Origin of the sequence: Actinoallomurus sp. NBC_01490 (genome assembly GCF_036227085.1) — a bacterium.
GTDB classification, from domain to species: Bacteria; Actinomycetota; Actinomycetes; order Streptosporangiales; family Streptosporangiaceae; genus Actinoallomurus; species Actinoallomurus oryzae.
The window spans coordinates 436,192-462,828 of sequence record NZ_CP109433.1; the positions used below are offsets into that span (position 1 = coordinate 436,192).

Here is a 26,637-nt window from a genome sequence, read left to right on the forward strand (position 1 = left end):
GCGCCGGGCGGCTGACGCGACGCGGACATCGCGGGCACGGGCGCTGACACGCCGCTGATACGCCTCCGCCTGGAGAGTGAGCGGTGACCGGGCCGCGCGAGGGAGGCGGTGGCCGGAACCCGGCCGTACGCTGGACGGTCCCCGAGCCGGAAGGGCGGCCGTGAAGTCTCTGCGAGTGCCGCGCGTGGACCTCGCGGTCGGTGCCGTCGTCACCGTCGCGATGGTCGTGCCCGCGTTCGTGCCGTACGTGCAGCCGTGGTGGGTGGTGGCGCTCTCCGTCCTGGGGTCGGTGCCGGTGACCTGGCGCCGCACGCTCCTCATCCCCGTGGGCCTGGTGACGGGCGGCGCGGTCACCGTGCTCGCGCTCGCGCACCAGAGCCTCGTGCACCAGCTGCCGTGGCTGATGCCGTACGGGCCGCTGGTGTGGACCTACACGTTCGCCGAACTGGCCAAGCCGGTCTGGCGTGCGGCCGGCAGCGTGGTGCTGGTGGCGGGGGTGGTCTTCTCCCTGGCCCTGCCGCACGAGAGCTTCGACACCTTCGGCTACGTCATCACCTCCTACGTCGCCGCGTACGCCCTGGGCGTGGGCGCCCGGGCCCACCGCGCGCAGCGCGAGGCCATGGACGAACGCGCGCGGAGGCTGGAGGAGGAGCGCGCCGTCGCCGTCGCCGAAGAACGCACGCGGATCGCCCGCGACATGCACGACATCGTCACCCACTCCGTCGGGCTCATGGTGGTGCAGGCCGAGGCAGGACCGCTGGTCGTGCGCTCCGACCCGGCACGAGCCGAAGCGGCCTTCGAGGCGATCGCCGACACCGGGCGGGAGGCGATCGGCCAGCTCCGCCAGATCCTCGGCGCGCTGCGGGGCACGGCCGAACGCGAGCCGCAGCCGGGCCTCGGCGCGGCGCCCGGCCTGCTCGACCGCGCCCGCCGGGCCGGGATCGAGGTCCACCTCCAAGAGCGCGGGACGCGGCGGCCGATCCCGGCGGCCGTCGACGTCGCGGCGTACCGGATCATCCAGGAGTGCCTGACCAACACGCTGCGCCACGCGGCCGCCCGCTCGGTGCGGCTGTGCCTCGCCTGGTCGGACCGGGCCCTGACGATCGAGGTCGCCGACGACGGCGGGGGCACGCCCGACGTACGCGAGGGCCACGGCATCGTCGGCATGCGCGAACGCGCGGGCGCCTGCGGAGGCACACTCGTCATCGACCCGCGCGGTTTCACCGTCACCGCCACCCTGCCGATCGGATAACCGGACATGCGTGTGCTCGTCGCCGACGACCAGGACCTGTTCCGCGGCGGTTTCGCCATGATCTTGAACGCCCACGAGGACATCTCGGTGGTCGGTGAGGCCGCCGACGGCGCCGAGGCGATCGCCAAGGCGGTCGAGCTGGCGCCCGACCTCGTGCTCATGGACATCCGGATGCCGAACGTCGACGGGGTCGCGGCCACGGCCGAGATCTGCCGGCGCACGTCGGCGAAGGTGCTGGTCCTGACCATGTACGACGTCGACGACCACGTCTATGACGCCCTGCGGGCCGGTGCCAGCGGCTTCCTGCTCAAGGACGTCCGGCGCGACGACCTCGTCCGCGCGGTGCGACTCGTCGCCGCGGGCGAGTCGCTGCTCGCGCCGTCGGTCACCCGGCGGCTGATCGAGGACGTCGTCCGCCGCGGCAGCCCGCGTCCCGCTCTCCGGAGACGCCTCGCCGAGCTGACCGACCGCGAGCTCGACACCCTGCGGGGGCTCGCCCGCGGCCGGTCCAACAGCGAGATCGCCGCCGAGCTCGTCGTCAGCGAGCACACCGTGAAGACGCACGTGAGCAACGTGCTGACCAAGCTGCACCTGCGCGACCGGGCGCAGGCCGTGGTGTTCGCCTACGAGTCCGGCCTGGTCGTCGCGGGCACGGACTGACCTCACCCGTACGGGTGGCCCCGGGTTCACCCGTACCGGCGATCCGCCGGAGCGGTCGTCTCGCGTTGGCTCGGTGCGGTCGACACGAGAGGAGACCTCATGTTCCGCCGTATCCGGATCGCCGGGTTCGCGGCCGCGCTCGTCGCGGCGGCGGCCTGCGGCGCGCCGTCCGCCTCGGCGCACCCGCGTCCGGGCTGCACGACCAGGACCTCGCTCGGCCTCGTCGCCGGCACCGCGCGGGCCGGGATCTGCGCCTTCCGCGGCATCCCGTACGCCGCGCCGCCGGTCGGCGACCGCAGGTTCCGCCCGCCCCAGCCCGTACGACCCTGGCACGAGACGCTGACGGCCGACGACGACACGCGCGTGTGCCCGCAGGAGCGCGACGAGATGTCGGAGGACTATCCCGACCAGCGGCAGATCTACGCCGACGAGGACTGCCTCTACCTCAACGTCTGGACGCCGCGCCCCGACCGCGCCAAGCGTCCCGTGATCGTGTTCATCCACGGCGGTGCCGCGCGCTTCGGCACCGCCGACGAACCCCGCTATGACGGGACGAGACTCGCCACGAACGGAGACGCCGTGGTGGTCTCCCTGAACTACCGCCTCGGCGTGTTCGGCTGGACCGAGCTCGGCGGCGTGGACCCGTCCTACCGGGGGTCGGGGAACAACGGGCTGCGCGACCAGATCGCGGCGCTGACCTGGGTGCGGCAGCACATCGCCGACTTCGGCGGCGACCCGTCCCAGGTCACGGCCGTCGGCGAGTCGGAGGGGGCGTTCTCGCTCAGCGCGATGCTCGCCACCGACCACCCCGAACGGCTGGTCCGCCGCGTCATCCTGGAGAGCGGCAACGGGTCGCTGGTGCACTCCGCGGCGATGGAGCGCAAGCTGGCCGCATCGTTCCCGGTCAGGAGCATCGCCCGGCTCAAGGCGATGTCCACCACGGAGCTGATCGACCTGGGGAACAAGGCGGCCGCGTCCCTGCCCGGCTCCGCCGGTGGCGCGCTGTACTTCGGTCCGTACGTCGACGGCACGCTGGTCCGTGGCTCGGTGACCAGGCGCGTGGCGGCCGGCAACGCGCGCGGCGTCGACCTGCTCATCGGCACGAACAAGGACGAGATGAACTTCTTCGGCCAGTACGATCCGCAGGGGCTGGACCGGCTCGCCGCCGAGTACGACGGCTTCTTCCCGCCCGAGCTCGCCGCGCGCCGCCCGCGGATGACCGCGGTCTACCGTAAGGGACGTACGGCGCGGGACGCGGCACTGGCGATGTTCACCGACCAGGGTCTCCGGGTGCCGGCGACCCGGCTCGCGGAGGCGCAGAGCCGGTGGCGGCCGACCTACGTGTACGAGTTCGACTGGCGTCCCCCGAAGGGCGTGGGCGCGGTGCACACGATCGAGCTGCCGTTCGTGTTCGGCACGCTCCGCTTCACCGGGATCGAGGGCGGCGCCGAGGCGCTGAAGACGGGCCGGGCCCGGCTGACCCGCCTGTCGGACCAGATGGTCGACGCCTGGACGTCCTTCGCCCGCACCGGCGACCCGAACGCCCGCCGTACCGTCGCGCGGCCCTCGTGGCCCGCCTACCAGGTGCCCCGGCGCACCACGATGATGTGGAACCTCCGGCCGGGGACCGCCGAGGACCCGCGCGGCGCCGAACGCGCATTGTGGGACGGCTACCCGTTCGACGCCTTCGACCGGTGAGCGCCGGCGGCGGGTCCCCGCTCAGCTCGCGCGTTCGCCGGGCTCGGGGACCTGCGCCGGCTTCCGGTCGCCGGTCAGCTCGGCGATCTGGGCGAGAGTCTCCTCGTCCAGGGGCACCTCCGGCTGCGGGGGGAGCCAGCCGGCCTCCGGGTCGTAGCTGCGGACGACCTTCGCCGGCACACCGGCGATCACGCTGTGGTCGGGGAACTCGCCGCGGACGACGGCGCCTCCGGCCACCACGACGTTCCGGCCCAGGCGGGTGCCCGGCAGGATGATCGCGCCGGTGCCGAGCCAGCAGCCGGAGCCGATGACGACGGCGTCGTTGACCGGCCACTGCCGTCCGATGGGGGTGTCGGGGTCGGTGTAGCCGTGGTTCTGGTCGGTGATGTAGACGTACGGGCCGGTGAAGACGTCGTCGCCGATCTCGATCGACTTGTGCCCGACGATGTGGCTGCCCCGGCCGATGGAGCAGGCCTTCCCGATCGTCACGATCGGGTCCGGCCCGAGGTCGAGGCCGGGCACGAACCCGGCCGAGAGCGTGACGTGCACGCCGATGAGGGTGTGGTCGCCGATGCGGATCCACGGCTCGCCGTAGATCGCGCCGGTGGGGAAGCCGATGCACGCGCCTTCGCCGAGATAGCCGAACCGCCGGCCGGCCGGCGTGCTCGGTGAGATCTCGGCGTGGGCGCGCAGCCACTCCCAGACCCGGTGCAGCACCACCGCGATGACCCTGCGGCTCGCGGCACTGAGCGAGGATCTAAGCGACATGGGACAGACGGTACAGGGCGGTTCCGGAACGTCGAGGGGCCCGGCCAGTGTGTCTGGCCGGGCCCCTCGACGGTGAGGTCCGCGATCAGCTGTTGCTGTGCGCACGGTCGGAGTCGGAGTTGTCCGACGCCGACGAGAGGTGCTCGGGGGAGGTCGTCTCCTCGCCCGGCCGCGACGTCGCGCGGCGTGTCGCGATCGCGCCGGCGGCACCCACGGCACCCCCGACGACGAGGAGAGCCGCGGCGATGCCACGGCGACGCTTCGGAGTACCCGGCTCGACCCGGTCGGCCGTACGGTGCAGGAGCGCGCCGACACGCGGCCCGACCTCCTGCTCGATGTAGTGCCCGGCCTGGTCGATGCGTGGCGCACTCCAATGACGCGCGTTCTTCATCTGCTTCGCGGCCATCTTCTGCCCCTGACGAGTGGTGGGGCCCACCCGCTGCGCCGCCTGACGGGCACCCTCGGCAACCCTCTCCTGAACGTCCTGCAGACGCGCGCTGTCGATGTTCACCTGCGGCATCTTCTTTCGTAGGGACATGCTGCCCTCCGTCATATGCGGTCTCGTCGGACTCTGTTCCCACGACAAGCGATGTCAATCGCCGATCTGACAGGATGCGTTCACGTGGGGGTACAGGCACCTGTGTCCCTGTGAACATCGGATTCGATACGAGAAGGAGTCTTCGTGGCTGAAGACCTCACCGCGACGCTGCGCACGACGATGGGCACCATCGTGCTGCGTCTCTTCCCCGACCGCGCGCCCAAGACGGTGCAGAACTTCGTGGGTCTGGCCGAGGGCACGATCGAGTGGACCGACCCGCGCACGGGCCGGCGCACGAGCGACCCGCTGTACAACGGCACGATCTTCCACCGCGTGATCGACAAGTTCATGCTCCAGGGCGGCGACCCGCTGGGCAACGGCCGGGGCGGCCCGGGCTATGAGTTCGAAGACGAGGTCCACGCGGACCTGCGCTTCGACCGCCCGCACCTGCTCGCGATGGCCAACGCGGGGCCGGGCACCAACGGCTCGCAGTTCTTCATCACCGTCGTGCCGACGCCGCACCTGAACGGCCGGCACACGATCTTCGGTGAGGTGATCGAGGGCGCCGACGTCGTCGACGCGATCGCCAAGACCGAGACCGACCGCAGCGACCGGCCCGTCAAGGACGTCGTTGTGGAATCGGTGACCATCGACCGTCGTTAGACAGGTACCGATAGACGCAGAGGAAGACGACGATGAGCAGCGACACGCCGCACGCTCCTCAGGCTCCGCAGGTTCCGACGTGCTACCGGCACCCGGGCCGGGAGACGTACGTCAGCTGCACGCGCTGCGAACGTCCGATATGCCCGGACTGCATGCGCGACGCCGCTGTAGGCCACCAGTGCCCGGAATGCGTGCGGGACGGCAACCGTACGGTGCGCCAGGCGCGTACGGTCTTCGGCGGGCGTGTCGCCACCCGGCCGACCGTGACCCTGACGCTGATCGCGATCAACATCATCGCCTACGTCGGTGAGCTGACCTCACCGAGCTTCGTCGGCCGGTTCGAGATGCTGGGCGTGTGGAAGCAGTTCGGCCAGGTCGTTCCGGGCTACGGCGTCGCCGAGGGCGAGTGGTACCGCCTGATCACCGCGGCGTTCTTGCACGTCCCGCTTAGCCAGGGCACTTTCGGCATCACCCACATCCTGTTCAACATGTGGGCGCTGTGGGTACTGGGGCCGCAGCTGGAGCAGGTGCTCGGCCGGCTGCGCTTCTCAGTGCTCTACCTGCTGTCGGCACTGGGCGGCAACGTCCTGCTCTTCCTGGTCGACCCGAGTCAGCCCGCACTGGGCGCCTCGGGCGCCATCTTCGGCCTGTTCGCGGCGTTCTTCGTGGTCGGACGCCGCTTGGGGGTGGACACCAGGGGCATCGTCTTCCTCATCGTGATCAACCTGATGCTGACGTTCACCGTCTCGGACATCTCCTGGGAAGGGCACGTCGGCGGGCTGATCACCGGTGCGGTGCTGGCCGCGGCGTTCGCGTACGCACCCCGGGGGCGGCAGCAGGCCGTCCAGGTGGCGGCGTCCGCGATCGTCGCGGCGGTCCTGGTCGTCCTGACCGTCGTCCAGACCACCGCGTTGACCGCCTGACGCACGAACGACGAAGGCCCCGCCGGTTCGGTCGGGGCCTTCTCGGTTTCAGGGTCAGGGAAGGCGGGGCGCGAAGGCAGGCCTCATCCACAGGGTCATCCACAGCATGTGGAAAACCCTTGTTGGGTGGCAGCGGTGCTGCTGGGGAACTTCTGGCTTTCGCTCTGGCGGGGTACACGATCTGCGGGCGCCTCGTTGCGCCGTGCGCCGTCGCCGAATATGGGGGTCAGCGCGCGTGTGTTGTCGAGCATAGCGATGCTTTGTCCTGGCCGCAGGGAGATCGGCGAGATATCCCGCACGATCCGATGCGCCCCCAGGGGCAGCGGCCCGCACGCCGGCCACTACCCCGCTCCGTCTCAGCGGACCTGTGGATAACGCTGTGGAGAACCTGTCAACGCCAGCGCGTTGAGAGGATCACGCCGATGACGATCACCCCGAAGCCGATCAGCAGGTTCCAGTTGCTGAGCGAGGTGATGACCGGAATAGTCGCGCTGACGCTCGCCGTGATGTAGTAGACGGCGATCCAGGCCAGGCCCAGCAGCCAGCAGCCCACCATGGTCGGCACCAGCCACCGCGGGCTGACGGCGACCTTCTGGGAGCGCTGCGGCGGAGTGTAGACGGCCTTCTTGCGTACCTTCGACTTGGGCACGGTGGGTCTCTCCTCGGGGCGGGCATGGCCTGATGCCGACCCGCGCATGGGTCAGTTTGTCGGTTAGCGTAGTCGCTGGTGAGCAGCGTACGACCATAACAGTGGCAGTGGGGGACACCGATGGGAGTAAAACCCCGGTCTAGGGCTCTGACCTGGCGTCATGCCATTCCGGCCCTCACGCTTTTCGCCGGCACTCTCTTCGCCGCCAGCGCCAGCACGGCGCACGGCACCGATCTTCGCGGCGGCGACCGTACGCGCGTCACCGAGCTGATCGCCCAGGAGCAGCGCGGCTACCAGCGGGCCCAGGGCACCTACCGGCGTCTCCACCGGCAGGTCGACCAGCTCGGCCGGGAGGCCGGGCGGCGCGACGCCGGTGTGCGCACCGCGCAGCAGGAGGCCGACCGGCTCGCCGCGCTGTCGGGGTTCACTCCCGTGAGCGGACGGGCCGTCCGCGTGTCGCTGAACGACGCTCCGCACGACCGCCGGGTGCCCGGCGACCCGAGCCCCGACGATCTCGTCGTCCACCAGCAGGACGTACAGGCCGTGGTCAACGCGCTGTGGGCCGGCGGCGCCACGGCCATGCAAATAATGGACCAACGGCTGATCTCCACCAGCGCCGTCCGCTGCGTAGGCAATACGCTCATCCTGCAGGGAGTCGTCTACTCGCCGCCCTTCCGCATCACCGCCACCGGCGTCCCCGAGCGGTTGCGCGCGGCACTCGACGCCTCGCCGGAGATACAGATCTACCGACAGTACGTCGACGAATACGGACTCGGGTACACGGTGAAGACCCTCCAGAAGACGACGTTGCCCGCCTACAGCGGCAACGCGACGCCGAAATACGCCACGGAGACCGACGGTGCGGATACTCATCCGTAGCATCGGCGAGCTGTGCATCACGGCCGGCCTCGTGGTGCTGCTCTTCGTCGCGTACGAGCTGTGGGGCACCGGCGCCTACACCCAGGCGGAGCAGAACAAGCTGGGCGACGAGCTCACCCGCTCGTGGAACGCCGGGGCCGGCGCCGGCAAGGTCACCACCGAGCGCGTACGCCTCGGGCACGGCCTCGCGCTCATCCGCATCCCGCGCCTCGGCAAGAGCTTCCACTACGTCATCGTCGAGGGCGTCTCGGTCGCCGACCTGCGCAAGGGTCCCGGCCACTACCCCGGCACCGCGATGCCGGGCCAGGTCGGCAACTTCGTGGTCTCCGGCCACCGCACGACCTACCTCGCGCCCTTCAACAAGCTCGGTGAGCTGCACGCCGGTGACAAGATCCTCATCGACACCCGCGCCGGCCAGTACGTCTACGAGGTCACCTCGACCAAGGTCGTGCGGCCCAGCGACATCTCCGTGGCCGCGCCGGTGCCCGAGCACCCGAAGGCCAACCCGACCAAGCGGCTCATCACGCTGACCACCTGCAACCCGAAGTACTCCGCGGCCCAGCGGCTCATCATCTTCGGCCGGCTCGTCTCGTCGAAGCCGCGGGTGAAGGAGGCGAGTTCCTGAGATGTACGCCTGGATCTGGCGGCACCTGCCCGGCGACCGGCTCCAGCGGACCGGCCTCGTCCTGGCCGCGCTGGTCGTCGTCGGCGTACTGCTGTGGTACTTCGTCTTTCCCTGGGTCGAGCCGAAACTCCAGTTCGACCACGGCACGGTCGGGGGTGGCGCCTCGGCTCCGGCGAGCCCGGGTCCGTGATGTCCGCCGCACGCCGGGTGCTCGTCGTGGACAACCAGGACAGCTTCGTCCACACGATCGTGTCCTACCTGCGCGAGCTGGGCGCCGACTGCGTCGTACACGACCGGTCCGAGGTGGCGCCCGGCGACGTCGAGGCCTTCGACGGCGTGCTGCTCAGCCCCGGCCCCGGACGCCCGGAGGACACCGGGGTCTGCCTGGACATCGCCGCGGAGGCCCGGCGCCCCGTGCTCGGCGTCTGCCTCGGCCACCAGGTGATCGCCACGGTCAACGGCGGTACGGTACGGCGCGCGCCGGAGCTCGTGCACGGCTACACCAGCGACGTCCACCACGACGGGGCCGGGGTGTTCCGTGGGCTGCCGGATCCGCTGACCGTCACGCGTTACCACTCGCTGGCGCTGGACCCCGCGACCGTGCCGGACGACCTCGTCGTCAGCGCCCGTACGCTCGACGGCGTGATCATGGGGATCCGCCACCGGAGCGCGCCGGTGGAGGGGGTCCAGTTCCACCCCGAGTCGGTGCTCAGCGCGGCCGGTCACGATCTTTTCGCGAATTGGATCGTGCACGCTCTGTGAGACCCGCAGGTCGCCGGTGCGCGATGAAAAGACGGGTAAAAGAATGCTCCCGGCGGGTGTAACACCAAGGATGGTAAGCCTGATTCCACCAATGAGGGCTTCCGCCGTTGCCCCCGAGCGGCGGAGGCCCTCCCTTTATGCCCGGGCACGCATGTCCCCCGACGTGGCAGGACCCCCGCACGCGATGCGTGCGGGGGTCCTGTCGTCGCGCCCCTAGTTGTCGCCGCCGCCCCACGGCGGAGTCGGCATCCCGGACCCCGGCGGACTCGGCTCGTCCTGCTGCGCCCGGCTGACGGTCAGCGTGACCGTGCTGCCGCGGTTGGCCGTCTCGCCCTCGCTCGGCGTCTGCTGCATGACCCGGCCGTCGGCCTGGCCCGCCGGAACGTCGACGTAGTGGATGGAGTAGCGGAAGCCGTGGCTGCGCAGATCGGACTTCGCCTCGTCGACCGACTTGCCGACCTCGTTGGGCACCAGCGTCTTGCCCGGACCGCTGGAGATGTACAGCGTCACCTCGGTGCCCTTCTCCACCTTGGAGCCGGATTCCGGGTCCGACTTCACGACGCTGCCCTTGGGCACCGTGGTGGAGGAGATCGTCTGGGTCGACCCCTCCTTGAGGCCGACGCCCTCCAGCGCGGACTTGGCGTCGTCCTCGCTCATGTTCTTGACCGGCGGAACCGTGACCTTCGGCTTGCCCAGCGAGACGGTGAGGGTGACCTGTGTGGTCACCAGCTTCGCCTTGTCGATCTTCGTCTGCGGCGCGGGGTCGACGTCGAGCACCTGGTTCTTCTCGGCGTTGTCGTCGGTCTTGTGCTTGACGTGGATGTTGCTCGACACGAAGCCCAGCCCGACCAGCTCCTGCTTGGCGCTCGTCTGGTCGCTGCCGACGATGTCGCTCGGCATGGCGATCTGGTTGCTGTTGCCTGAGTTGGTGCCACCGCCACTGAAGATCATGTAGAGCGCGACGATCGCTCCGACGGCGAGCACGCCCACGAGCGCCCACACCGCGACCTTCTTGCCCCTGCCCTCCTCGGGCTCCGGCTCGGCGTAGCGCGCCGGGGGCAGGTCGTACCCCATCGTCGACGAGGGGCCCATCGCCTGCGTGCGCGGGCCGCCCTGCATGACCTGCGTGCCGGCGTTCATCGCCATCGTCGGCGCGGCGACGGGCATGCCCTGCGACGCTCGCTGGATGTCGGCCCGCATCTCCGCCGCGCTCTGGTAGCGGTAGTTCGCGTCCTTCGTGAGCGCCTTCAAGACGATCGCTTCGGCGTACTGCGGGATCGACGGGTCGAGCTGCGACGGCGGGATCGGTTCTTCCCGTACGTGCTGGTAGGCGATGGCCACCGGGGAGTCGCCCTGGAACGGCGGACGGCCGGTCATCAGCTCGTACAGCACGCAGCCCGTGGAGTAGATGTCGCTGCGGGCGTCGACCCGCTCACCGCGGGCCTGCTCCGGCGAGAGGTACTGGGCGGTGCCGATGACCTGTGCGGTGGCGGTCATCGTGGCCGCGGAGTCGGCGAGCGCACGCGCGATGCCGAAGTCCATGACCTTGACCTCGCCGCTGGTGGTCAGCATGACGTTCGCGGGCTTGATGTCGCGGTGCACGATGCCGCCGCGGTGGGAGTAGTCGAGGGCGCGCAGGATGCCGTCGGTCATCTGCAGGGCTCGGTCCGGCGCGATCCGGTGCTCCTCCTGGAGGACGTCGCGCAGGGTGCGGCCCTCGACGTACTCCATCACGATGTACGGCACCGGGTTGCCGTCGAGCATGTCCTCGCCGGTGTCGTACACGGCGATGACGGACGGGTGGTTCAGCGACGCCGCCGACTGGGCCTCGCGGCGGAACCGGGCCTGGAACGTCGGGTCGCGGGCAAGGTCAGACCGAAGTGTCTTGATCGCCACCACGCGGTCGAGGCGAAGGTCGCGAGCTCGGTAGACCTCGGCCATACCGCCACGCCCGATGACGCCATCGAGTTCGTAGCGGCCACCGAGTAGCCGAGGCTGAGTCATATCTGGCACTTTCCCTAGTCGTCTACGCCCTGCCCTCAGAACCTAGCGCGCCCTCGGGACTGCTGGGCGGCGTCGGGTCCGGAGAACTCGGCGACGATGGTGTCACCGGCGGTGTGGGCGTCCGCTTTGGGGGCTTAGGTGTCGGGGTCGGGGTGGTGGACGGTGCCGATGTCGAGGAACTCGGCGATGGGAAGGGGTATGAGTCCGTAGGAGCGGGGGCGGACGGCTCGGGCCGCTGAGACGGGACGACGGTGTCCGGCTCACTGCTGAACTGCCCGGTCGGCGCGGGGCTGTCCGCGGGTGCGACCCGGTTGCCGTCCACGAGTTTAGTGTGGCCGGAACTCTTCCACAGGGCGCTCGCCGCGAACACCCCCGTGGCCACGAGGATCACCGCGCACGCGATCGCCGCGACGAGCAGGTTGGTGCGGCGGCGCCTGGGGGCCTCGCCCGGCACGGCCCGCGTCTCGGCGAGGGACGCGGTCTCCTGCATGGGGACGTGCACGTCGTCGGCCGGTACGAATTCGGTGTCGGCTCCCGCGTCCGCGCCGAGGGCGCCGCCGCCCGACAGCCGCAGCCGGTGCGCCTGCTCGGCCACCTCGTGCGCGCCGGCCGGACGGTCGTCGGGCTCCTTGGCCAACATCGCGCTGACCAGGCCGCGTACGGCCGGGGGCACGTCGGCGGGCAGCGGCGGCGGGTCCTCGCGGACGTGCATGAGGGCCAGCGCGATCGGGGTGTCGGCGGCGAACGGCGGCATGCCCGCCAGGCACTCGTACGCCACGACGCCCAGGGAGTACAGGTCGGACGCCGGGGTGATCCGGCGGCCCGTCGCCTGCTCGGGCGAGACGTACTGCGCGGTCCCCATCACCTGGCCGGTCTGGGTCATCGTGGCCGAGCCGCCGCCCCGGGCGATGCCGAAGTCGGTGATCTTCACGACGCCGTCGCCGGTGACCATGAGGTTCGCCGGCTTGATGTCGCGGTGGATGATGCCGGTGCTGTGGGCGATGTGCAGGGCGCGCGCCGCCTGACCGATGATGTCGAGCGTGGTGTCCGGGCTGAGACGGCCCTCGACGGACAGGATCCGCGACAGCGTCTCGCCGTTGACCAGCTCCATCACCAGATAGGCCAGCTCGTCCTGCTCGCCATAGTCGTACACCTGCGCGATGCCGCTGTGCTGAAGCGACGCGGCGAACCGCGCCTCGGCGCGGAACCGGTCGCGGAAGCTCTCGTCGGAGAAGTACATCTCCTTGAGGAGCTTGACCGCGACCGGGCGGCCGAGCAGCTCGTCGGTGGCCTTCCAGACCTCACCCATGCCGCCGGAGGCGAGGCGTTCATCGAGGCGGTAGCGATGATTGAGGACGAGGGGGGTCATGAGCCCTCCTCCACCCGGCAGAGCGACCGCCGTGGCGCGTCTCTGATTCCCTCGCTGCGCTCGGTCATGGGGTTAGAGCACCGCCTGGACGATTCTCAACGCGGTCGGCGCGGAGTTCTGCGCACCGCTGGACTGCTCGCTGCCCTCGGTGACGACCGCGAAGGCGACCTTCGGGTTGTGCTGCGGAGCGAAGCCGACGAACCAGTCGTCGTAGTAGCCGTTGCCGGTCTCGGCGGTGCCGGTCTTGCCGGCGATGTCCTGCCCGCCGAGCACGGACGCCGCGGTGCCGGTCAGAACGACCTGCCGCATCATCTCCTGCAGCTGGCTCGCGGTGTTCGCGCTGATCGGCTGGCCCAGCACCTGCTCCTGCGCGGTGGCCAGCTCGGACTGGTCCGGTGCGGTGACCCGCTTGACCAGGTAGGGCTTCATCTCCTTGCCGTTGTTGGCGACCGCCTGGGCCACCATGGCCATCTGCAGCGGCGTCGCGGTCACGTCGCCCTGACCGATGCCGGAGCGGGCGAGGTCGTCGCCGCCGATCTTCTTGGCCGGGTAGTTCGCGCTCGCGCTGTCCATGCCCGGCTCGACCTGGACCGGCTTGTCGAAGCCGAACTTTCGGGCCTGCTCGAGGAGCTTGCTCTGGCCGAGGGTGCCGGCCAGGCGGCCGAACGTGGAGTTGCAGGACGCCGCGAAGGACGCGATAAGCGGCGGGGAGCCGTTGCACTTGGTCTCGTCGCCGTCGGAGTTGTGCAGCGTCGTGCCCGACTCGGGCAGCCGGAGCTCGCTGGCGTCGAACGGGGAGTCCTTGGTCATCCCGCCGCTCTCCAACGCCGTCGCCGAATCGATGATCTTGAACGAGGAGCCCGGGGGGAACACCTCGTTCATGGCCTTGTTGAGCATCGGGTTGCCCTTCTGCTCCTGCAGCCGGTTGGACGCCTTGGACGCCTTGGCGCTGTCGTGGGTGGCCAGGTCGTTGGTGTCGTACGACGGGTAGGAGGCCATCGCGAGGATGGCCCCGGTCTTGACGTCGATGGCGACCGCGGCGCCGCGCCTGCCGCTGAGGGTGGCCTGACGGATGCCGTCGTAGGCCGCCTGCTGCGCCTTCGGAACGATCGAGGTCTGCACCGTCGCGCCCGCGGCCTTCTTGCCGACCAGCATGTCGAACCAGTTGCGCACGGTCAGCCGCTTGTCGGTGCCGTCGAGCAGCCCGTTGTAGCCGCCCTCGATGCCGGTGCGGTTGAACGGGCTCATGAAGCCGGTGATCGGGGAGTACAGCTCACCCTGCTTGTAGATGCGCTGGTACTCCTTCTTGTTGATCTTCTTCGAGGAGGCCAGCGTCACGCCGCCCGCCGTGATCGGGCCGCGGTTGTGCTGCCACTGCGCGGTGAACTGCCGGGCGTTCAGCGGGTCGCTCTTGAGCTTGTCCGCCTGCGAGCCCTGGATGTAGTTCACGTTGATCATCAAGATGACGAGCAACGTCAGCGCTGCGATCGCCACCCGGCGAAGAGGCTTGTTCACGCGGTGTTCACCACCTGGGTCATTCCCTCGTCCTGGATGGGCTGCGGTGCCGGCCGCCGTGCGGAGTCACTGATGCGGATCAAGATGGCGATCAGGATCCAGTTGGCGAGGAGCGACGAACCTCCCTGGGCGAGGAACGGCGTGGTGAGACCGGTCAGCGGGATGAGCCGCGTGACGCCGCCGACGATCACGAAGACCTGCAGGGCGAACACGAACGAAACACCGCCGGCGAACAGCTTGGCGAAGTTGTCCTTGGTGGCGATCGCCGCCTTCATACCGCGCTGCACGATCAGCGCGTACGCCAGCAGGATCACCATGAGGCCGGTGAGCCCGAGCTCCTCACCGAAGGACGTGAAGATGAAGTCGCTGTAGGACAGCGGTGTGCGCCACGGCTCACCCTGCCCCAGGCCCGTGCCGAGCACGCCGCCCTGACCCATCGAGAACAGGCCGCGCATGAGCTGACCGCTGTCGGCGATGTACTGGCCGCCGTGGGCGGCGCAGCCCTGGGCCATCTGGTTGTGGATGACACCGTTGATCTTGCAGCCGCCGTCGAAGTACGGCTTGGGGTCCAGCCAGGTGTCGATCCGCTGCGACACGTGCGGGATCATCGGCGCCACCAGGCAGGCGCCGGCGAGCAGCACCGCGCCGATCCCCACCCACTCGAAGCGCTCGGTGGCGATGTAGAGCATGCTCACGAACAGGCCGAAGAACAGGATCGCGGTACCGAAGTCGTTCTCCAGCGCCAGCACACCGAGGCAGATCACCCAGATGACCAGGATCGGGCCGAGGTCACGGGCGCGCGGCAACTTGATCGGCCCGAACTCCTTGCCCACGGTCGACATCGCCTGGCGCTTGTTCACCAGGTAGCCGGCGAAGAACGCCACCAGCGCGAGCTTGGAGAACTCACCCGGCTGGATCGACATCGAGCCGATCCGGATCCAGATCTTCGCGCCCATCGCGCCGCTGATGGAGGAGGGCAGGAAGCCCGGCAGCGCCAGGAAGAACAGGCCGAGCGCGCCGATCGTGTAGATGTAGCGCTGCACGATCTTGATGTCGCGTAGGAAGAGCAGCGTGACGGCGAAGAAGATGATGCCGAGCGCGGTCCACTCGAGCTGGGCGTTGGTCGAGGGGCCGAAGTAGGACACCTTCTTGCCGGCCTCGATGGCGGCCTTCATGTCCGCGCTGGTGTTGAGGTCCAGCCGGTAGATCATGGCCAGGCCGATGCCGTTGAGGAACACCGCGAGCGGCAGCAGCAGCGGATCGGCGTACGGGGCGAAGCGCGCCACCACGATGTAGCTACCGGCGGCGAGGATGCCCAGGCCGATCCCGTAGCCGTACATGCCGGCGGGCAGCGATCCGTCACGCGCCAGCCCGACCTGAGCGAATCCGGCGACCGTGATGATCATCGCGAAGATGAGCATCCCGAGCTGGGCGCTGCGCCGGGGGCGCGTCGCGACTGGTATGCCTGCTTCGTTGGTCGTTATGACGCTCATGAGTGTTTATCCGGCTGCGGGCAACCCTGCAGCGTGGTGGGGTGGCGGGTGCACTGGGACGCCTCGTCGCGCAGCTGCTGGACCTTGTCCTGCGCGTGCGGCAGGTCGGGCAGCGTGATCCCCTTGTGGACCTCCTGCTTGGACTTGGAGGTCAGGGTGTTGGTGTGCACCTTGGGGTCGGAGGTCTCGATCACCTTGTTGGCGCAGCCCTCGCCCTGCTGGCCGCGGCCCTTCCAGATGGCGACCACGCCCTTGCCGTCCTCGGCGACCGAGGTGCGGCAGACCTTGCCGCGCAGGTTGTCGATGGTCTTGCGGGCGCTCGCCAGGCTGCCGAGGTTGTCGATGGTCTTGCGCACCGAGGACTGGGCGTCGGGGGTGAGGTCGGCGACCTTGAGGTCCGAACGCTCCTTCAGGTGGGACAGCTTCTGCCCGAGGACCTTGTCGTTCATGCCCTGGAAAATCACCACTTGGCCGTTGTCGGCGGCGACGTAGTACTGCCCCTGCACGCTGCTCCAGGCGACGTACGACCCGCCCGCCACCAGCAGGACCAGCACGACCGCGATCCCGATCAGCCAGGGCCACCGGCGGCGCGGGCGCATCGAGGTCAGCTGCAGGGCGTCGTCGGCCTGCGGCGGCACCGCCTGTATGTCGGCGACGGTCACCGCCGCGCCGGACTGCTGCGGCTCCCCGCGCAGCGCCGCGGCGCGGTGGGCCGGGGACTCACCGGCCATCGCGCCGCCAGGGGCGCCGCCGCCCGGGTTGTCCGCCTCGCCGCGGGTGCGGGTGGCGTTGTGCGCCGCGCCGGCCACGATCGGCTTCGGCGGCGGCCCGGGTGGCTGCTGCTCCAGCTCCACGACGTCGGCGACGACACAGGTGATGTTGTCCGGCCCGCCGCCGCGGTTGGCCAGGTCGATGAGCTGGCGCACCGCCTGCTCCGGCTCGGCGACCGAGCTCAGCGCGTGGTGGATCGTCTCCGCGGTCACCACCGAGCACAGCCCGTCGGAGCACAGGAGGTAACGGTCGCCGAGCTGCGCCTCACGCAGCGACACGTCGGGCTCGACCTCGCCGCGGCCGTCGAGGGCGCGCAGCAGCAGGGAACGCTGGGGGTGGGAGGCCGCCTCGTCGAGGCTGATCCGGCCCTCGTCGACCAGCGACTGCACGAGCGTATGGTCGTGCGTGATCTGGAACAGCTCGCCGTTGCGGAGGAGGTACGCCCGTGAGTCGCCGATGTGGACGAGGGCCATCTGCCGGCCGTTCCAGAGCATCGCGGTGAGCGTCGTGCCCATGCCCTGCAGGGACGGGTCGCCCTCCACGATGCTGTGCAGCGTCTCGTTCGCGCGGTGGACGGCCTGTTCGAGCACGCCGACGATCTCGTTCGCCGGGATGTCGATGTCGAGTGGCTTCAGGGTCTCGATCGCCGCGGCACTCGCGATCTCGCCGCCGACGTGACCCCCCATCCCGTCGGCAACGGCCAAAAGCCGCGCACCGGCGTACGCGGAGTCCTCGTTGCCCTCCCGGAGGAGGCCGACGTCCGATCGTGCGGCGAAGCGTATTCCGATTGTCATTTGCGCAGCTCTATGACGGTTTTCCCGATACGAATCGGTACGCCGACGGGAACGGGCTCCGGCCGGCTCACCTTGGCGCGCCCGAGGAAGGTGCCGTTGGTGGAACCGAGATCCTCCACGAACCACTGACCGTTCTGTGAGAAGAGCCGAGCGTGCCGTCCCGAAGAGTAGTCGTCCCCAAGAGGCAGCGTGACGTCATTGCCACGACCCATGACGATCTCTGTACCGGCGAGATCCAAGGTCGTGCCCGCCCGCGCACCCTGAGTGATGACCAGCTTCGTCGGCTCCGAGCGCCTCGAACGGGGCGCCGCGGCCTTCGGCGGCCGGGCGGGCTGGGCCTCCTTGCGGGACCGCAGCGCCTTCGCGGCGGCCTTGGACCCCCACAAGTCGGCCCGGATCACGCCCACGGCCGCAATGACGAACAGCCACAGAACGGCCAGGAACGCCACCTTCATGAGGGTCAAAGTCAGTTGGTTCATCGGAGTCGGAGCTACTCCCTGTCGCGACGGAACACGAGGGTTGTACGGCCCAGAGTGACACGCGCGCCATCACGCAACGTCACGCGCCGGATCGGTTGACCGTTGACGAAAGTGCCGTTGGTCGACCCTAGGTCGACCGCGACCACCTCCGGACCCTCGACTCTGATCTCGGCATGGTGCCGGGAAACTCCCGGGTCGACAAGCCGAAGATCACAATCGGTGCCGCGACCCAGCAAAGTCACCGGTGTGGTGAGGTCGTACGTGTGGCTCTCCTGACCCTCGGTGCTGACGAGAAGCCGCGGCCGACCACCGGAGAACCCGCGCGCCGGCGGCGGCATGTCGCTCATCGGCTGGCGGATCTCACCACCCTCCACCGTCGAACCGCGGATGACGCCGGAACGAATACGGAACATGCCGGTGCGTAGATCATCGGCGTTCTCGAATCGCACGCGTACCGGCCCTACGAAGGAGTAACCCTGCTCCTTCGCGTGCTCACGCGCGAGATTGGAGAGTTCCTGGCTCAGACTGTCGGCGTACACCGCGAGCCGCTCACCGTCGGGATGCGAGATCTCGACGACGAAGTCGTTCGGCACCAGCGTGCGACCCTGCGCGACGATGGCGGCGCGCTCGTCCATCTCACGCTGGATGGCGCTGGCGACCTCCACTGGCTGCAGCTCCGACTTGAAAGCCCGAGCGAAGGCACCCTCCACCATGCCTTCGAGTCGACGCTCGAAGCGCTGTAGGACACCCACGTGCACCTCCCTTCTCCACTGCTAGACGATCGTATCCGGGCGTTGGTTCGCATGGAGCAATCAAGTTCCGACCAGTCCGGGAGGGGTGCTAATCTCTGAGTCGCCACGGGCGAGTGGCGGAACGGCAGACGCGCACGGTTCAGGTCCGTGTGTCCGAGAGGATGTGAGGGTTCAAATCCCTCCTCGCCCACGCGAGACTGGGCCATCGTGGTCGCCCCCTTCGGGGGCTTCCCCGGTGGTCCGTGTCATTTTTCCGGGGGGACGACTCCCCGAGCTCCCCGATGTGGGGCTGCCGCCCCCCACGCCCCCCTTCGGGCTGGGGTTGGTGGGTGGGGCAGAGGTTGGTGGGTGGCGACGGGTGCCTCATCCGGTCGGTGGTGCTGTTGGAGACCGGTTCGTACGCAGCTCGCCGTCGTACCGTCCGTGAGCAGCGCGCCTCTGGGACAGAAGTCCTCTCAGCGTCGGGAAGACCGCCTCTACGCCGCGCGCCGGTCATCGGGCGGAATGGGAAGTGGCAGGCGAGCTGAGGAGGAGACGATGAGTGTGCCGGCCCGCAGAGAGACCAGGGGGATGTTCCCTGACCTGTTCGACCTGTTCGAAATGCCGCTCGCGGCCCTGCGGCCGTTGGCCGGCCAGACCGGTCAGGTCATCCGGGTGGAGGACGCCGTCGAGGGCGACCGGTACGTCGTCCGAGCCGAGATGCCCGGCATCGACCCGGAGAAGGATCTGGAGATCAGTGTGTCGCGCGGCGTGTTGACGCTTCGTGCCGAACGCCAGGAGTCGCGGGAGGGGCGGCGCCATTCCGAGTTCCGGTACGGCTCCTATGAGCGGCATGTCCGGCTGCCGGAGAACATCAGGGAAGACGAGATCAAGGCCACCTACGACAAGGGCATCGTGACCATCACGATGCCGTTCGAGGAGCAGAAGGAGACCACCCGGCGCGTGCCCATCGAGCATTGACCGGCCTTCCCGCAGGGCGCGGGCGTCGTTCCGGTCCACGATGACCTTCGCGTCCACGCGCGCACGCCCGGTTCACATACGCATCACTCCCTCCTGTCGCGGCCTGGTCGTGAGTGTCGAACGGCCTCGGGCCACGGGACCTTTGCCCCGTTCGGGACACCGGTCGCGCCGGTCACGCTGATCAGGGGGGATGGCCATGCCGTGGATCCTGGACGGGCTCGCCGATCTGCACCGTGCGCTGCGCGCCGACGGTTACACCGTGATCGGCCCCACCCATCGCGACGGGGCGATCGTCCTGGCCGAGCTCGCGTCCGCTGACGATCTCCCCTACGGCTGGGGCGTCACACTCGAGCCGGGCGGTTACCGGACTCGCCGCCGCGACGATGACGCGGCGTTCGCCCACTCCGCGGGGCCCCAGTCGTGGAAACCGTTCTTGCACCCGCCGCGGGTGAAGCTGTGGGAGGGCCGGCGCACCGGAGACGGCGGCTTCTCGATCCAGGAGGCCGAGGACACGCCGCCGCGGTATGCCTTTCTCGGCGTCCGCCCCTGCGACCTGCGGGCGATCGGTGTGCTGGACCACGTCATGACCGGCGGCGCGCACCCCGACGAGGCGTACGGCGCGCGCCGTACGGGCGCGTTCATCATCGCGGTCAACTGCACCGAGCCCGGCGAGACCTGCTTCTGCGCGTCCATGGGCACCGGTCCGCGCGCCGACGCGGGCTATGATCTCGCGCTCACCGAGGTGATCGGTGAAGGACGGTTCCTCGTCGAGGTCGGTACCAGCGCGGGCACGGCGATGCTGGAGCGGATCCCCCACGAAGAGGCGGACGAAACCACGACGGAGCGGGCACTGGCCGAGGTCGCCGCGGCCGCCGACCGCATGGGACGCCAGATGCCCGAGCCCGAGGGGCTGCGGGACCTGCTGGCCGGCAGCCTGGACGCGGCCCGCTGGGACGACGTCGCCTCCCGCTGCCTGACCTGCGGCAACTGCACGATGGTCTGCCCGACCTGCTTCTGCACGACCGTCGAGGACGTCACCGACCTGACCGGCGAGCACGCCGAACGCTGGCAGCGCTGGGACTCCTGCTTCGACCTGGACTTCTCCCACCTGCCCGGCGGCAGCGTGCGCACCTCGGGCAAGAGCCGCTACCGCCAGTGGCTGACGCACAAGCTGGGCACCTGGCACGACCAGTTCGGCTCCTCCGGCTGTGTCGGATGTGGCCGCTGCATCGTGTGGTGCCCCGTCGGCATCGACCTGACCGAGGAGGTCGCCGCCCTGCGGGAGGAGCGGGAGGAACGACGTGACTGAGCGTCCGTCCGGATCTCTTCTCGCCGCCAACGGATTCTTCCGGGGCATGCCGGCCCACTACCTGGACGGGCTGGCGGCCGTGGCCCGCACCGAGGGCCTACGTGCCGGTCACCGTCTCTTCGACGAGGGCGGTCCGGCGGACCGGTTCTGGCTGATCCGGTCCGGTCGCGTCGTGCTCGATCTCCATGCGCCCGCCCGCGGCGACTTGATCATCGAGTCGCTCGGACCCGGGTCGGTGCTGGGCTGGTCGTGGCTGTTCCCACCCTACGAATGGAGGTTCGGGGCCGTCGCGGCGGAGCCGGTCAACGCCATCGCGTTCGACGCCGCGGCGGTACGGGTCCGGTGCGCCGCCGATCCCGCGCTCGGGTACGAGCTGACCCGCCGGTTCGCCGCGGTCATGCTCGACCGGCTGCAGAACACCCGCATGCGTCTCCTCGACCTGTACGGCGCGCCGGCCGGAGGTGCCTGGTGACCGCGATGGCGCCGACGCCGTACCGGGTGATGTCCCGGCGTGTGGAGACCCACGATGTGGCGACTCTCACTCTCGAACCGTGCGGCGCGGCGATCGCGCCGGTCCGGCCCGGGCAGTTCACCATGCTGTACGCCTTCGGCGTCGGGGAGGCGCCGATCTCGGTGAGCCGCGCCGGGTCCCTCCTCGAACAGACCATCCGCGACGTTGGCGCGGTCAGCCACGCCCTGCACGAGGCCGGGCCTGGACAGATGGTCGGCGTCCGCGGTCCCCTCGGGGTCGGCTGGGGCGTCGAGGAGGTGGCCGGCCGCGACGTCGTCTTCGCCGCGGGCGGGATCGGGCTGGCCCCGTTGCGGTCCGCGCTGCTGTACGCCTTGGAGCACCGTGACTCCTACGGCGACATCGCGCTCCTCATCGGTGCCCGTACGCCGGGGGACCTGCTGTACGCCGCCGAGATCGCGGACTGGCGCAGGCGAGGGGTCCGGGTCGAGGTGACCGTCGATCGGGCGTACTCGGGCTGGGACGGGCACGTCGGCCTGATCACCACGCTCGTCGGCCGGCTTGACGTCGCGCCGGCGAACGCCGTGGCGTTCGTCTGCGGACCGGAGATCATGATGCGCCTCACCGCACGCGAGCTCCTCGCCCGGGGGATCGATGACATTCGGATCTCCCTGGAGCGCAACATGCGCTGTGGAATCGGCTGGTGCGGGCACTGCCAGCTCGGCCCGTGGCTGCTCTGCCGCGACGGACCGGTCGTGTCCTACCGCGACGCCGCGCCGCTGCTGAGTGTCAAGGAACTCTAGAAAGGAGCCGGCGGTGTCTCCGAAGCTCGCCGTGTGGAAGTTCGCCTCGTGCGACGGCTGCCAGCTCAGCCTCCTCGACTGCGAGGACGAGCTGCTGACGCTCGCCGGCGAAGTGGAGATCTCCCACTTCCTGGAGGCCTCCGCCATGACCGCGCCCGGACCGTACGACGTGTCGCTGGTGGAAGGATCGATCTCCACGCCCGCCGACGCCGAACGCATCAAGCACGTCCGGCGCGTGTCCCGGAGACTGGTGACGATCGGAGCGTGCGCCACCGCGGGTGGCATCCAGGCGCTGCGAAACTACGCCGACACCGAGGAGTACCGCTCGGTCGTCTACGCCAAGCCGGAGTACGTCGCCACTCTTGCCGGCTCCACGCCGATCTCCGCGCACGTCCCGGTCGACTTCGAGCTGCGCGGCTGCCCCATCGATCGAAGTCAGCTGCTGGAGGTGATCTCGGCCTACCTCGCCGGCCGCAAGCCCGGTATCCCCTCCCACCCGGTCTGCTTCGAGTGCAAGATGCGTGGCACCGTCTGCGTGATGGTCGCCCACGGCACGCCGTGCCTCGGCCCGGTGACCCACACCGGCTGCGGCGCCATCTGCCCGGCGTACGGGCGCGGCTGCTATGGCTGCTTCGGCCCCGCGACCAGGCCGAACATGGGTTCGTTGAAGACGTGGCTGGGCAATATCGGCATGTCACGCCCAGAGGTGGACCGGGTGTTCTCCACCTTCAACGTCGCCGCGTTCGAGGAGCAGACCGATGACCCACCGTGAGCGCACCTTACGGGTGGGCGCCCTGGCCCGGGTCGAGGGACAGGGCGCGATGTACGTACGGGCTCGCGACGGCCGGGTCGAGGAGGTCCGGCTCGACATCTACGAGCCGCCCCGGTTCTTCGAGGCCTTCCTGCGTGGCCGCGCCCACACCGAACCGCCCGACATCACCGCCCGGATCTGCGGGATCTGCCCGGTCGCGTACCAGATGAGCGCGTGCCGGGCCATCGAGGCCGCCTGCGGCGTCACCGTGAGCGAACCCCTGGAGGCACTGCGGCGCCTGCTGTACTGCGGTGAGTGGATCGAGAGCCACACCCTGCACATCTACCTGCTCCACGCCCCGGACTTCCTCGGCTACCCCGGCGCCGTGGAGATGGCACGGGACCACCGGCAGATCCTCGAACGCGGCCTGACCCTGAAGAAGGCCGGAAACACGATCATGGAGCTGATCGGCGGCCGGCCCATCCATCCGATCAACGTCCGGGTCGGCGGCTTCTACCGCGCGCCCACCCGAGCCGAACTCACCGCGCTGACCGAGCCCCTGCGCCGTGCCCTCGACCACGCCCTCGCCACGGTCGAGTGGGTGGCCGGCTTCGCCATGCCCGAAGACCGGCTCGAGCATGAGTTCCTCGCCCTGACCGCCGACGTCTACCCGATCGAAGGCGGCCTCCCGCGCACCACCGGCGGGCGAACGTTCGAGGTCGCCGACTTCGAAGACCACATCATCGAGGAACAGGTGCCCCACTCGACGGCCCTGCACGCCCGCCTCGCCGGAGGCGGTCGTTACCTGACCGGCCCGCTGGCGCGTTACGCGCTCAACCGAGACCGGCTGTCGCCGCTCGCCCGTGACGCCGCACGCACGGCGGGCCTCGGACAGGTGTGCCGCAATCCGTTCCAGAGCATCGTCGTACGCGCCGTCGAGGTCGTCTACGCGGTCGAGGAGGCGCTACGGCTCATCGAGGCGTACCGGCCGCCGCCCGGACCGTTCGTCGCCGTACCACCGCGCGCGGGCATCGGGCACGGGGCGACGGAGGCTCCGCGAGGCGTGCTGTTCCACCGCTACGAACTCGACCCCGCCGGCGTGATCGGCTCGGCGCGCATCGTCCCGCCGACCTCGCAGAACCAGGCGGCGATCGAAGACGACATGCGCGCCGTGGTCCAGGCGCGCCTCGAACTGGACGACGATGCGCTGACCGCGGTGTGCGAACGGGCGATCCGCAACTACGACCCCTGCATCTCGTGCGCGACGCACTTCCTCGACCTGACCGTGGAGCGCTCGTGATCGTCATCGGAGTCGGCAACGAACTCCGCCGCGACGACGGCGCCGGTCCGGCCGTCGTCGACGAGCTGCGGAGCCGGCCGGTGGAGGGGGCGACCCTTGCGGTCTCCGACGGAGAGCCGAGCCGCCTCCTCGATCTGTGGGCCGGGGCGGACCTCGCCGTCGTGGTCGACGCCGTTCCGTCCACCGACGAGCCCGGCCGTGTCCGCGAACTCGACGCCGTGGGCGGTGCCGTGTCGGACACGAGCAGCCACGCTCTGGGCCTCGGCGTCGCGACACGGCTGGGGGAGGCCCTCGGCCGGATGCCCGCCACGATGCGGATCTACCTCATCGAGGGCACCGATTTCGGCTTCGGACCCGGCCTGAGCCCGCCGGTCGTCCGGGCCGTATCCGAGGTCGCCGACCGCATCACGGCGCTCAGCCGCGAAACTCGTCTCAAGCAGCAAAAACGCCCGCTATGAGTCGTTCTGCCGTTCGATCGACAGCCGGCCGATCCGTAGGAGACGGGCGGCGTCGGCGCGCTCGGCCTCCTCGATCGCCAGGTCGATCTGCCTGAGGGCGGCGGTCAGGCGCGGAATCCAGCGATCTTGAAGCGCGCGGATCCGTTGCCGGATGACGGTGATCTGCTGGGAGACCCGGCGCTCGGCCTCCCGGGCCACCGCGTGATCGACGGCGGCCTGAAGCGCGGTCCATGCGGCCTTCCGCGTCTCGCTGAGCGCGGCCGAGGCGGCCATCGGTGTTGGGTCCTCGGCCGGCGTGCAGGTCGCGTCCACCGGAAAGCGCAGGCCCATGGTCTCCTCCCAGCGCACCGTCACGTGGGCCGGTGGTGCCGGCCGCAGGACCCGGCGTCCGTCTGCCAGGCAGGCGCGGAGCGCCCACATATCGGCTTCCGCGCAGGCCGCCGTCCACGTCTGAGCGGTTCGCTCGGCCACGGATGCGAGCCGGTGGTGCTCTCGCACGAGGACGCGGAGTTCGCGTTGGAGGAGATCGACACCGCGCCGGGCGACCTTCAGACGCCGACGGAGCCACAAGCGGCCGGCCCGGCCCGGTGGGACACGTGCGAGCGTGGTCATCGCGTCCCACCGCGGTGATCGTCGTCCGGAAGACGCGCCTCCAGCTCGGCCGGCTCGATCATGGTCAGTTCGTGCCGTGGGAGCGTGCTCAACGCCTGCCACGCCCGTTCCATGGTCTCCTCGAGCTCGCGGTTCTCGTCCGGCTGCTGGGCCAGAAGGCGGTGGCGGAAGCTCCGTTCGAACTCGATGAAGCACCGGTCGGTCTCGCTGAGCGCGGAGGCTCCGATCAGTTCGGCGAGCTCGCGTGCCTGGCGTGCGCGGGCGAGGGCGGCGAGGATCTGTGCGGCCAGGTCCATGTGGGCGGATGTCACGGCCGCGCGCATCAGCCGGGACAGCGACGCCAGGACGTCGATCGGCGGGCGGACGCCGATCTCGGGGGTCAGCACGATCTGGCCCTCAGTGATATATCCGGTGAGGTCCGGCACCGGATGCGTCATGTCTCCGGCCGGCATGGTGAGGACCGGCAGCACGGTGATCGAGCCAGGCGTGTCGCGGATCCGCCCGCACCGCTCGTACAGAGACGCCAGGTCGCTGTAGAGGTAGCCGGGGTAGGCGCGCCGGGCGGGGATCTCGCCACGTGCCACCGACACCTCGCGCAGCGCCTCGCAGTAGCTGGTCATGTCCGCCAGGACGACGAGGACGTGCCGTCCTCCGGCGAACGCCAGGTTCTCGGCGATGGTGAGGGCCAGCCGCGGGGTGAGGACACGCTCGATGACAGGGTCGTCCGCCAGGTTGAGCAGGAGCGTCAGCTCCCCCGCCGCGGAGCGCTCCTCCAGGGTGTCGCGTACGGTCGCGGCGTCGGCGTGGGTGAGGCCCATGGCGGCGAAGACGACGCAGAACGGCTCGCCGCCGGTGCCGGCCTGGGCGCCGATCTGGGCGGCGAGTTCCAGGTGTGGAAGTCCCGGCGCGGAGAAGATCGCGATCTTCTGCCCCCGTACGAGGGTGGTCAGGGCGTCGATCGCCGAGATGCCGGTGAGCACCGGTTCGGCGGGAGGGCTACGCCGCGTCGGGTTGAGCGGTGCTCCGCCGACCGGTGCTTCGGTGGCGCCGAACACGGGAGGTCCGCCGTCTCTGGGTTGTCCGCGGCCGTCGCAGACCCGGCCGAGCCAGCCGTCGCCGACTGGGATCTTGAGCGGGCTGCCGGTGAAGGCCACCCGTACGCTCTGGCGGGTCATCGCGTCGGTGCCTTCGAAGACCTGCACGACGGCCAGGTCCCGGTTCACCTCCAGGACGAGCCCGCTGCGCTCCTCGCCGGTGTCGAGCCGGACGTGGGCGTACTCGTCCCAGCCCACGCCGGAGGTGCCCCGTACGACGATCAGTGGGCCGCGCAGGTCGGTGATGTCGGTGTACTCCGGCTCGGGCCACATCGATGAGCACCGCC

General features: G+C 70.0%; 28 protein-coding genes and 1 tRNA gene. 17 read left to right on the top strand and 12 right to left on the bottom strand.

The features are described 5' to 3' along the window. Positions 1-160 precede the first annotated feature (160 nt). The 3 genes from OG417_RS02250 to OG417_RS02260 all read left to right on the top strand — a co-directional run bounded on the left by OG417_RS02250 (position 161) and on the right by OG417_RS02260 (position 3,610). Positions 161-1,252 (top strand): sensor histidine kinase, encoded by a 1,092-nt coding sequence (locus OG417_RS02250; protein ID WP_329248942.1) that lies wholly within the window; start codon positions 161-163, stop codon positions 1,250-1,252. Positions 1,253-1,258: 6 nt separating this feature from the next. Continuing rightward, positions 1,259-1,912 carry a response regulator transcription factor gene (locus tag OG417_RS02255; protein ID WP_329248946.1) on the top strand — a complete coding sequence of 218 codons (654 nt, stop codon included), beginning with the start codon at positions 1,259-1,261 and terminating at the stop codon, positions 1,910-1,912. Positions 1,913-2,011: 99 nt separating this feature from the next. Then, complete coding sequence (locus tag OG417_RS02260) at positions 2,012-3,610, top strand: carboxylesterase/lipase family protein (RefSeq protein WP_329248949.1); 1,599 nt, start codon at positions 2,012-2,014, stop codon at positions 3,608-3,610. 21 nt (positions 3,611-3,631) lie between these two features. Here OG417_RS02260 and OG417_RS02265 read toward each other — a convergent pair whose 3' ends face one another. Both OG417_RS02265 and OG417_RS02270 read right to left on the bottom strand, forming a co-directional pair. Next, positions 3,632-4,378 (bottom strand): acyltransferase, encoded by a 747-nt coding sequence (locus OG417_RS02265; protein ID WP_329248951.1) that lies wholly within the window; start codon positions 4,376-4,378, stop codon positions 3,632-3,634. Positions 4,379-4,463: 85 nt separating this feature from the next. Further along, positions 4,464-4,916 (bottom strand): hypothetical protein, encoded by a 453-nt coding sequence (locus tag OG417_RS02270; RefSeq protein WP_329248953.1) that lies wholly within the window; start codon positions 4,914-4,916, stop codon positions 4,464-4,466. 144 nt (positions 4,917-5,060) lie between these two features. Here OG417_RS02270 and OG417_RS02275 point away from each other — a divergent pair, with 144 nt between their 5' ends. Then, positions 5,061-5,579, top strand: coding sequence for a peptidylprolyl isomerase (locus OG417_RS02275; RefSeq protein ID WP_329248956.1), 519 nt, complete (start codon positions 5,061-5,063; stop codon positions 5,577-5,579). Between the two features lie 32 nt (positions 5,580-5,611). After that, positions 5,612-6,502: a rhomboid family intramembrane serine protease gene (locus OG417_RS02280; RefSeq protein ID WP_329248959.1), complete on the top strand. Its 891-nt coding sequence runs from the start codon at positions 5,612-5,614 to the stop codon at positions 6,500-6,502. 391 nt (positions 6,503-6,893) lie between these two features. Here the strand turns inward: OG417_RS02280 and OG417_RS02285 are convergent, their stop codons facing one another. Further along, positions 6,894-7,151, bottom strand: coding sequence for a cell division protein CrgA (locus tag OG417_RS02285; protein WP_329248961.1), 258 nt, complete (start codon positions 7,149-7,151; stop codon positions 6,894-6,896). 120 nt (positions 7,152-7,271) lie between these two features. Here OG417_RS02285 and OG417_RS02290 point away from each other — a divergent pair, with 120 nt between their 5' ends. From OG417_RS02290 to OG417_RS02305, 4 genes are read left to right on the top strand one after another with little or no spacing between them, the layout of a single operon-like run. Continuing rightward, complete coding sequence (locus tag OG417_RS02290; RefSeq protein WP_329248963.1) at positions 7,272-8,030, top strand: DUF881 domain-containing protein; 759 nt, start codon at positions 7,272-7,274, stop codon at positions 8,028-8,030. Next, entirely contained in the window at positions 8,011-8,655 is a 645-nt protein-coding gene (locus OG417_RS02295) for a class E sortase (protein ID WP_329248965.1), read from the top strand. The genes OG417_RS02290 and OG417_RS02295 overlap by 20 nt, the downstream gene beginning before the upstream one ends. Position 8,656: 1 nt before the next feature. After that, entirely contained in the window at positions 8,657-8,845 is a 189-nt protein-coding gene (locus OG417_RS02300; RefSeq protein ID WP_329248967.1) for a hypothetical protein, read from the top strand. After that, the gene (locus OG417_RS02305) at positions 8,845-9,417 is read left to right on the top strand and encodes an anthranilate synthase component II (RefSeq protein ID WP_329248970.1); all 573 of its coding nucleotides are present in this window, start codon (positions 8,845-8,847) and stop codon (positions 9,415-9,417) included. Before OG417_RS02300 ends, OG417_RS02305 begins: the two co-directional genes overlap by 1 nt. Positions 9,418-9,630: 213 nt before the next feature. Here the strand turns inward: OG417_RS02305 and pknB are convergent, their stop codons facing one another. The 7 genes from pknB to OG417_RS02340 all read right to left on the bottom strand — a co-directional run bounded on the left by pknB (position 9,631) and on the right by OG417_RS02340 (position 18,594). After that, complete coding sequence (gene pknB / locus OG417_RS02310) at positions 9,631-11,421, bottom strand: Stk1 family PASTA domain-containing Ser/Thr kinase (protein ID WP_329248973.1); 1,791 nt, start codon at positions 11,419-11,421, stop codon at positions 9,631-9,633. Between the two features lie 22 nt (positions 11,422-11,443). Further along, the gene (locus OG417_RS02315; RefSeq protein WP_329248976.1) at positions 11,444-12,790 is read right to left on the bottom strand and encodes a protein kinase domain-containing protein; all 1,347 of its coding nucleotides are present in this window, start codon (positions 12,788-12,790) and stop codon (positions 11,444-11,446) included. Between the two features lie 72 nt (positions 12,791-12,862). Continuing rightward, the gene (locus OG417_RS02320) at positions 12,863-14,305 is read right to left on the bottom strand and encodes a peptidoglycan D,D-transpeptidase FtsI family protein (RefSeq protein ID WP_329248979.1); all 1,443 of its coding nucleotides are present in this window, start codon (positions 14,303-14,305) and stop codon (positions 12,863-12,865) included. Beyond that, positions 14,302-15,798, bottom strand: a complete 1,497-nt coding sequence (locus OG417_RS02325; protein WP_329248981.1) for an FtsW/RodA/SpoVE family cell cycle protein — start codon at positions 15,796-15,798, stop codon at positions 14,302-14,304. Before OG417_RS02325 ends, OG417_RS02320 begins: the two co-directional genes overlap by 4 nt. Continuing rightward, positions 15,795-17,363, bottom strand: a complete 1,569-nt coding sequence (locus tag OG417_RS02330) for a PP2C family protein-serine/threonine phosphatase (RefSeq protein ID WP_329248983.1) — start codon at positions 17,361-17,363, stop codon at positions 15,795-15,797. Before OG417_RS02330 ends, OG417_RS02325 begins: the two co-directional genes overlap by 4 nt. Next, positions 17,360-17,842, bottom strand: a complete 483-nt coding sequence (locus OG417_RS02335) for an FHA domain-containing protein FhaB/FipA (RefSeq protein ID WP_329248986.1) — start codon at positions 17,840-17,842, stop codon at positions 17,360-17,362. The genes OG417_RS02330 and OG417_RS02335 overlap by 4 nt, the downstream gene beginning before the upstream one ends. 11 nt (positions 17,843-17,853) lie before the next feature. Continuing rightward, entirely contained in the window at positions 17,854-18,594 is a 741-nt protein-coding gene (locus OG417_RS02340) for an FhaA domain-containing protein (protein WP_285629075.1), read from the bottom strand. Between the two features lie 107 nt (positions 18,595-18,701). On the opposite strand from OG417_RS02340, the gene OG417_RS02345 reads away from it, so the two are divergent. The 8 genes from OG417_RS02345 (at position 18,702) to OG417_RS02380 (ending at position 24,644) form a co-directional block, all read left to right on the top strand. Further along, positions 18,702-18,784: transfer RNA gene (locus OG417_RS02345), tRNA-Leu, on the top strand. 347 nt (positions 18,785-19,131) lie between these two features. Next, positions 19,132-19,554 carry an Hsp20/alpha crystallin family protein gene (locus tag OG417_RS02350; protein WP_329248989.1) on the top strand — a complete coding sequence of 141 codons (423 nt, stop codon included), beginning with the start codon at positions 19,132-19,134 and terminating at the stop codon, positions 19,552-19,554. Positions 19,555-19,750: 196 nt separating this feature from the next. Continuing rightward, positions 19,751-20,863: a 4Fe-4S dicluster domain-containing protein gene (locus OG417_RS02355; protein ID WP_329248993.1), complete on the top strand. Its 1,113-nt coding sequence runs from the start codon at positions 19,751-19,753 to the stop codon at positions 20,861-20,863. Continuing rightward, positions 20,856-21,335, top strand: a complete 480-nt coding sequence (locus OG417_RS02360) for a cyclic nucleotide-binding domain-containing protein (protein ID WP_329248995.1) — start codon at positions 20,856-20,858, stop codon at positions 21,333-21,335. Before OG417_RS02355 ends, OG417_RS02360 begins: the two co-directional genes overlap by 8 nt. Before the next feature lie 5 nt (positions 21,336-21,340). Continuing rightward, positions 21,341-22,135, top strand: coding sequence for an FAD/NAD(P)-binding protein (locus tag OG417_RS02365; protein ID WP_329262086.1), 795 nt, complete (start codon positions 21,341-21,343; stop codon positions 22,133-22,135). A 13-nt stretch (positions 22,136-22,148) separates the two neighbouring features. Further along, a complete protein-coding gene (locus tag OG417_RS02370) occupies positions 22,149-22,907 on the top strand; it encodes an oxidoreductase (RefSeq protein ID WP_329248997.1) in 759 nt (252 codons plus the stop codon). Further along, positions 22,894-24,186 carry a Ni/Fe hydrogenase subunit alpha gene (locus OG417_RS02375; RefSeq protein WP_329248999.1) on the top strand — a complete coding sequence of 431 codons (1,293 nt, stop codon included), beginning with the start codon at positions 22,894-22,896 and terminating at the stop codon, positions 24,184-24,186. The genes OG417_RS02370 and OG417_RS02375 overlap by 14 nt, the downstream gene beginning before the upstream one ends. Beyond that, positions 24,183-24,644 (top strand): hydrogenase maturation protease, encoded by a 462-nt coding sequence (locus tag OG417_RS02380; protein ID WP_329249002.1) that lies wholly within the window; start codon positions 24,183-24,185, stop codon positions 24,642-24,644. Before OG417_RS02375 ends, OG417_RS02380 begins: the two co-directional genes overlap by 4 nt. Here the strand turns inward: OG417_RS02380 and OG417_RS02385 are convergent. Continuing rightward, positions 24,639-25,256 (bottom strand): V-type ATP synthase subunit D, encoded by a 618-nt coding sequence (locus OG417_RS02385; protein WP_329249005.1) that lies wholly within the window; start codon positions 25,254-25,256, stop codon positions 24,639-24,641. The genes OG417_RS02380 and OG417_RS02385 overlap by 6 nt on opposite strands. Then, on the bottom strand, positions 25,253-26,623 hold the full coding sequence (locus OG417_RS02390) for a V-type ATP synthase subunit B (RefSeq protein WP_329249008.1): 1,371 nt from the start codon (positions 26,621-26,623) through the stop codon (positions 25,253-25,255). The genes OG417_RS02385 and OG417_RS02390 overlap by 4 nt, the downstream gene beginning before the upstream one ends. Positions 26,624-26,637 lie beyond the last annotated feature (14 nt).

What these genes read in the sequence shown, in the direction of transcription:
- OG417_RS02255 (WP_329248946.1), top strand. Translation starts at nt 1,259, where the DNA reads ATGCGTGTGCTCGTCGCCGACGACCAGGACCTGTTCCGCGGCGGTTTC.
- OG417_RS02260 (WP_329248949.1), top strand. Translation starts at nt 2,012, where the DNA reads ATGTTCCGCCGTATCCGGATCGCCGGGTTCGCGGCCGCGCTCGTCGCG.
- OG417_RS02265 (WP_329248951.1), bottom strand. Translation starts at nt 4,378, where the DNA reads ATGTCGCTTAGATCCTCGCTCAGTGCCGCGAGCCGCAGGGTCATCGCG.
- OG417_RS02270 (WP_329248953.1), bottom strand. Translation starts at nt 4,916, where the DNA reads ATGTCCCTACGAAAGAAGATGCCGCAGGTGAACATCGACAGCGCGCGT.
- OG417_RS02280 (WP_329248959.1), top strand. Translation starts at nt 5,612, where the DNA reads ATGAGCAGCGACACGCCGCACGCTCCTCAGGCTCCGCAGGTTCCGACG.
- OG417_RS02290 (WP_329248963.1), top strand. Translation starts at nt 7,272, where the DNA reads ATGGGAGTAAAACCCCGGTCTAGGGCTCTGACCTGGCGTCATGCCATT.
- OG417_RS02300 (WP_329248967.1), top strand. Translation starts at nt 8,657, where the DNA reads ATGTACGCCTGGATCTGGCGGCACCTGCCCGGCGACCGGCTCCAGCGG.
- OG417_RS02305 (WP_329248970.1), top strand. Translation starts at nt 8,845, where the DNA reads ATGTCCGCCGCACGCCGGGTGCTCGTCGTGGACAACCAGGACAGCTTC.
- pknB (WP_329248973.1), bottom strand. Translation starts at nt 11,421, where the DNA reads ATGACTCAGCCTCGGCTACTCGGTGGCCGCTACGAACTCGATGGCGTC.
- OG417_RS02315 (WP_329248976.1), bottom strand. Translation starts at nt 12,790, where the DNA reads ATGACCCCCCTCGTCCTCAATCATCGCTACCGCCTCGATGAACGCCTC.
- OG417_RS02325 (WP_329248981.1), bottom strand. Translation starts at nt 15,798, where the DNA reads ATGAGCGTCATAACGACCAACGAAGCAGGCATACCAGTCGCGACGCGC.
- OG417_RS02330 (WP_329248983.1), bottom strand. Translation starts at nt 17,363, where the DNA reads ATGACAATCGGAATACGCTTCGCCGCACGATCGGACGTCGGCCTCCTC.
- OG417_RS02335 (WP_329248986.1), bottom strand. Translation starts at nt 17,842, where the DNA reads ATGAACCAACTGACTTTGACCCTCATGAAGGTGGCGTTCCTGGCCGTT.
- OG417_RS02350 (WP_329248989.1), top strand. Translation starts at nt 19,132, where the DNA reads ATGAGTGTGCCGGCCCGCAGAGAGACCAGGGGGATGTTCCCTGACCTG.
- OG417_RS02355 (WP_329248993.1), top strand. Translation starts at nt 19,751, where the DNA reads ATGCCGTGGATCCTGGACGGGCTCGCCGATCTGCACCGTGCGCTGCGC.
- OG417_RS02365 (WP_329262086.1), top strand. Translation starts at nt 21,341, where the DNA reads ATGGCGCCGACGCCGTACCGGGTGATGTCCCGGCGTGTGGAGACCCAC.
- OG417_RS02375 (WP_329248999.1), top strand. Translation starts at nt 22,894, where the DNA reads ATGACCCACCGTGAGCGCACCTTACGGGTGGGCGCCCTGGCCCGGGTC.
- OG417_RS02385 (WP_329249005.1), bottom strand. Translation starts at nt 25,256, where the DNA reads ATGACCACGCTCGCACGTGTCCCACCGGGCCGGGCCGGCCGCTTGTGG.
- OG417_RS02390 (WP_329249008.1), bottom strand. Translation starts at nt 26,623, where the DNA reads ATGTGGCCCGAGCCGGAGTACACCGACATCACCGACCTGCGCGGCCCA.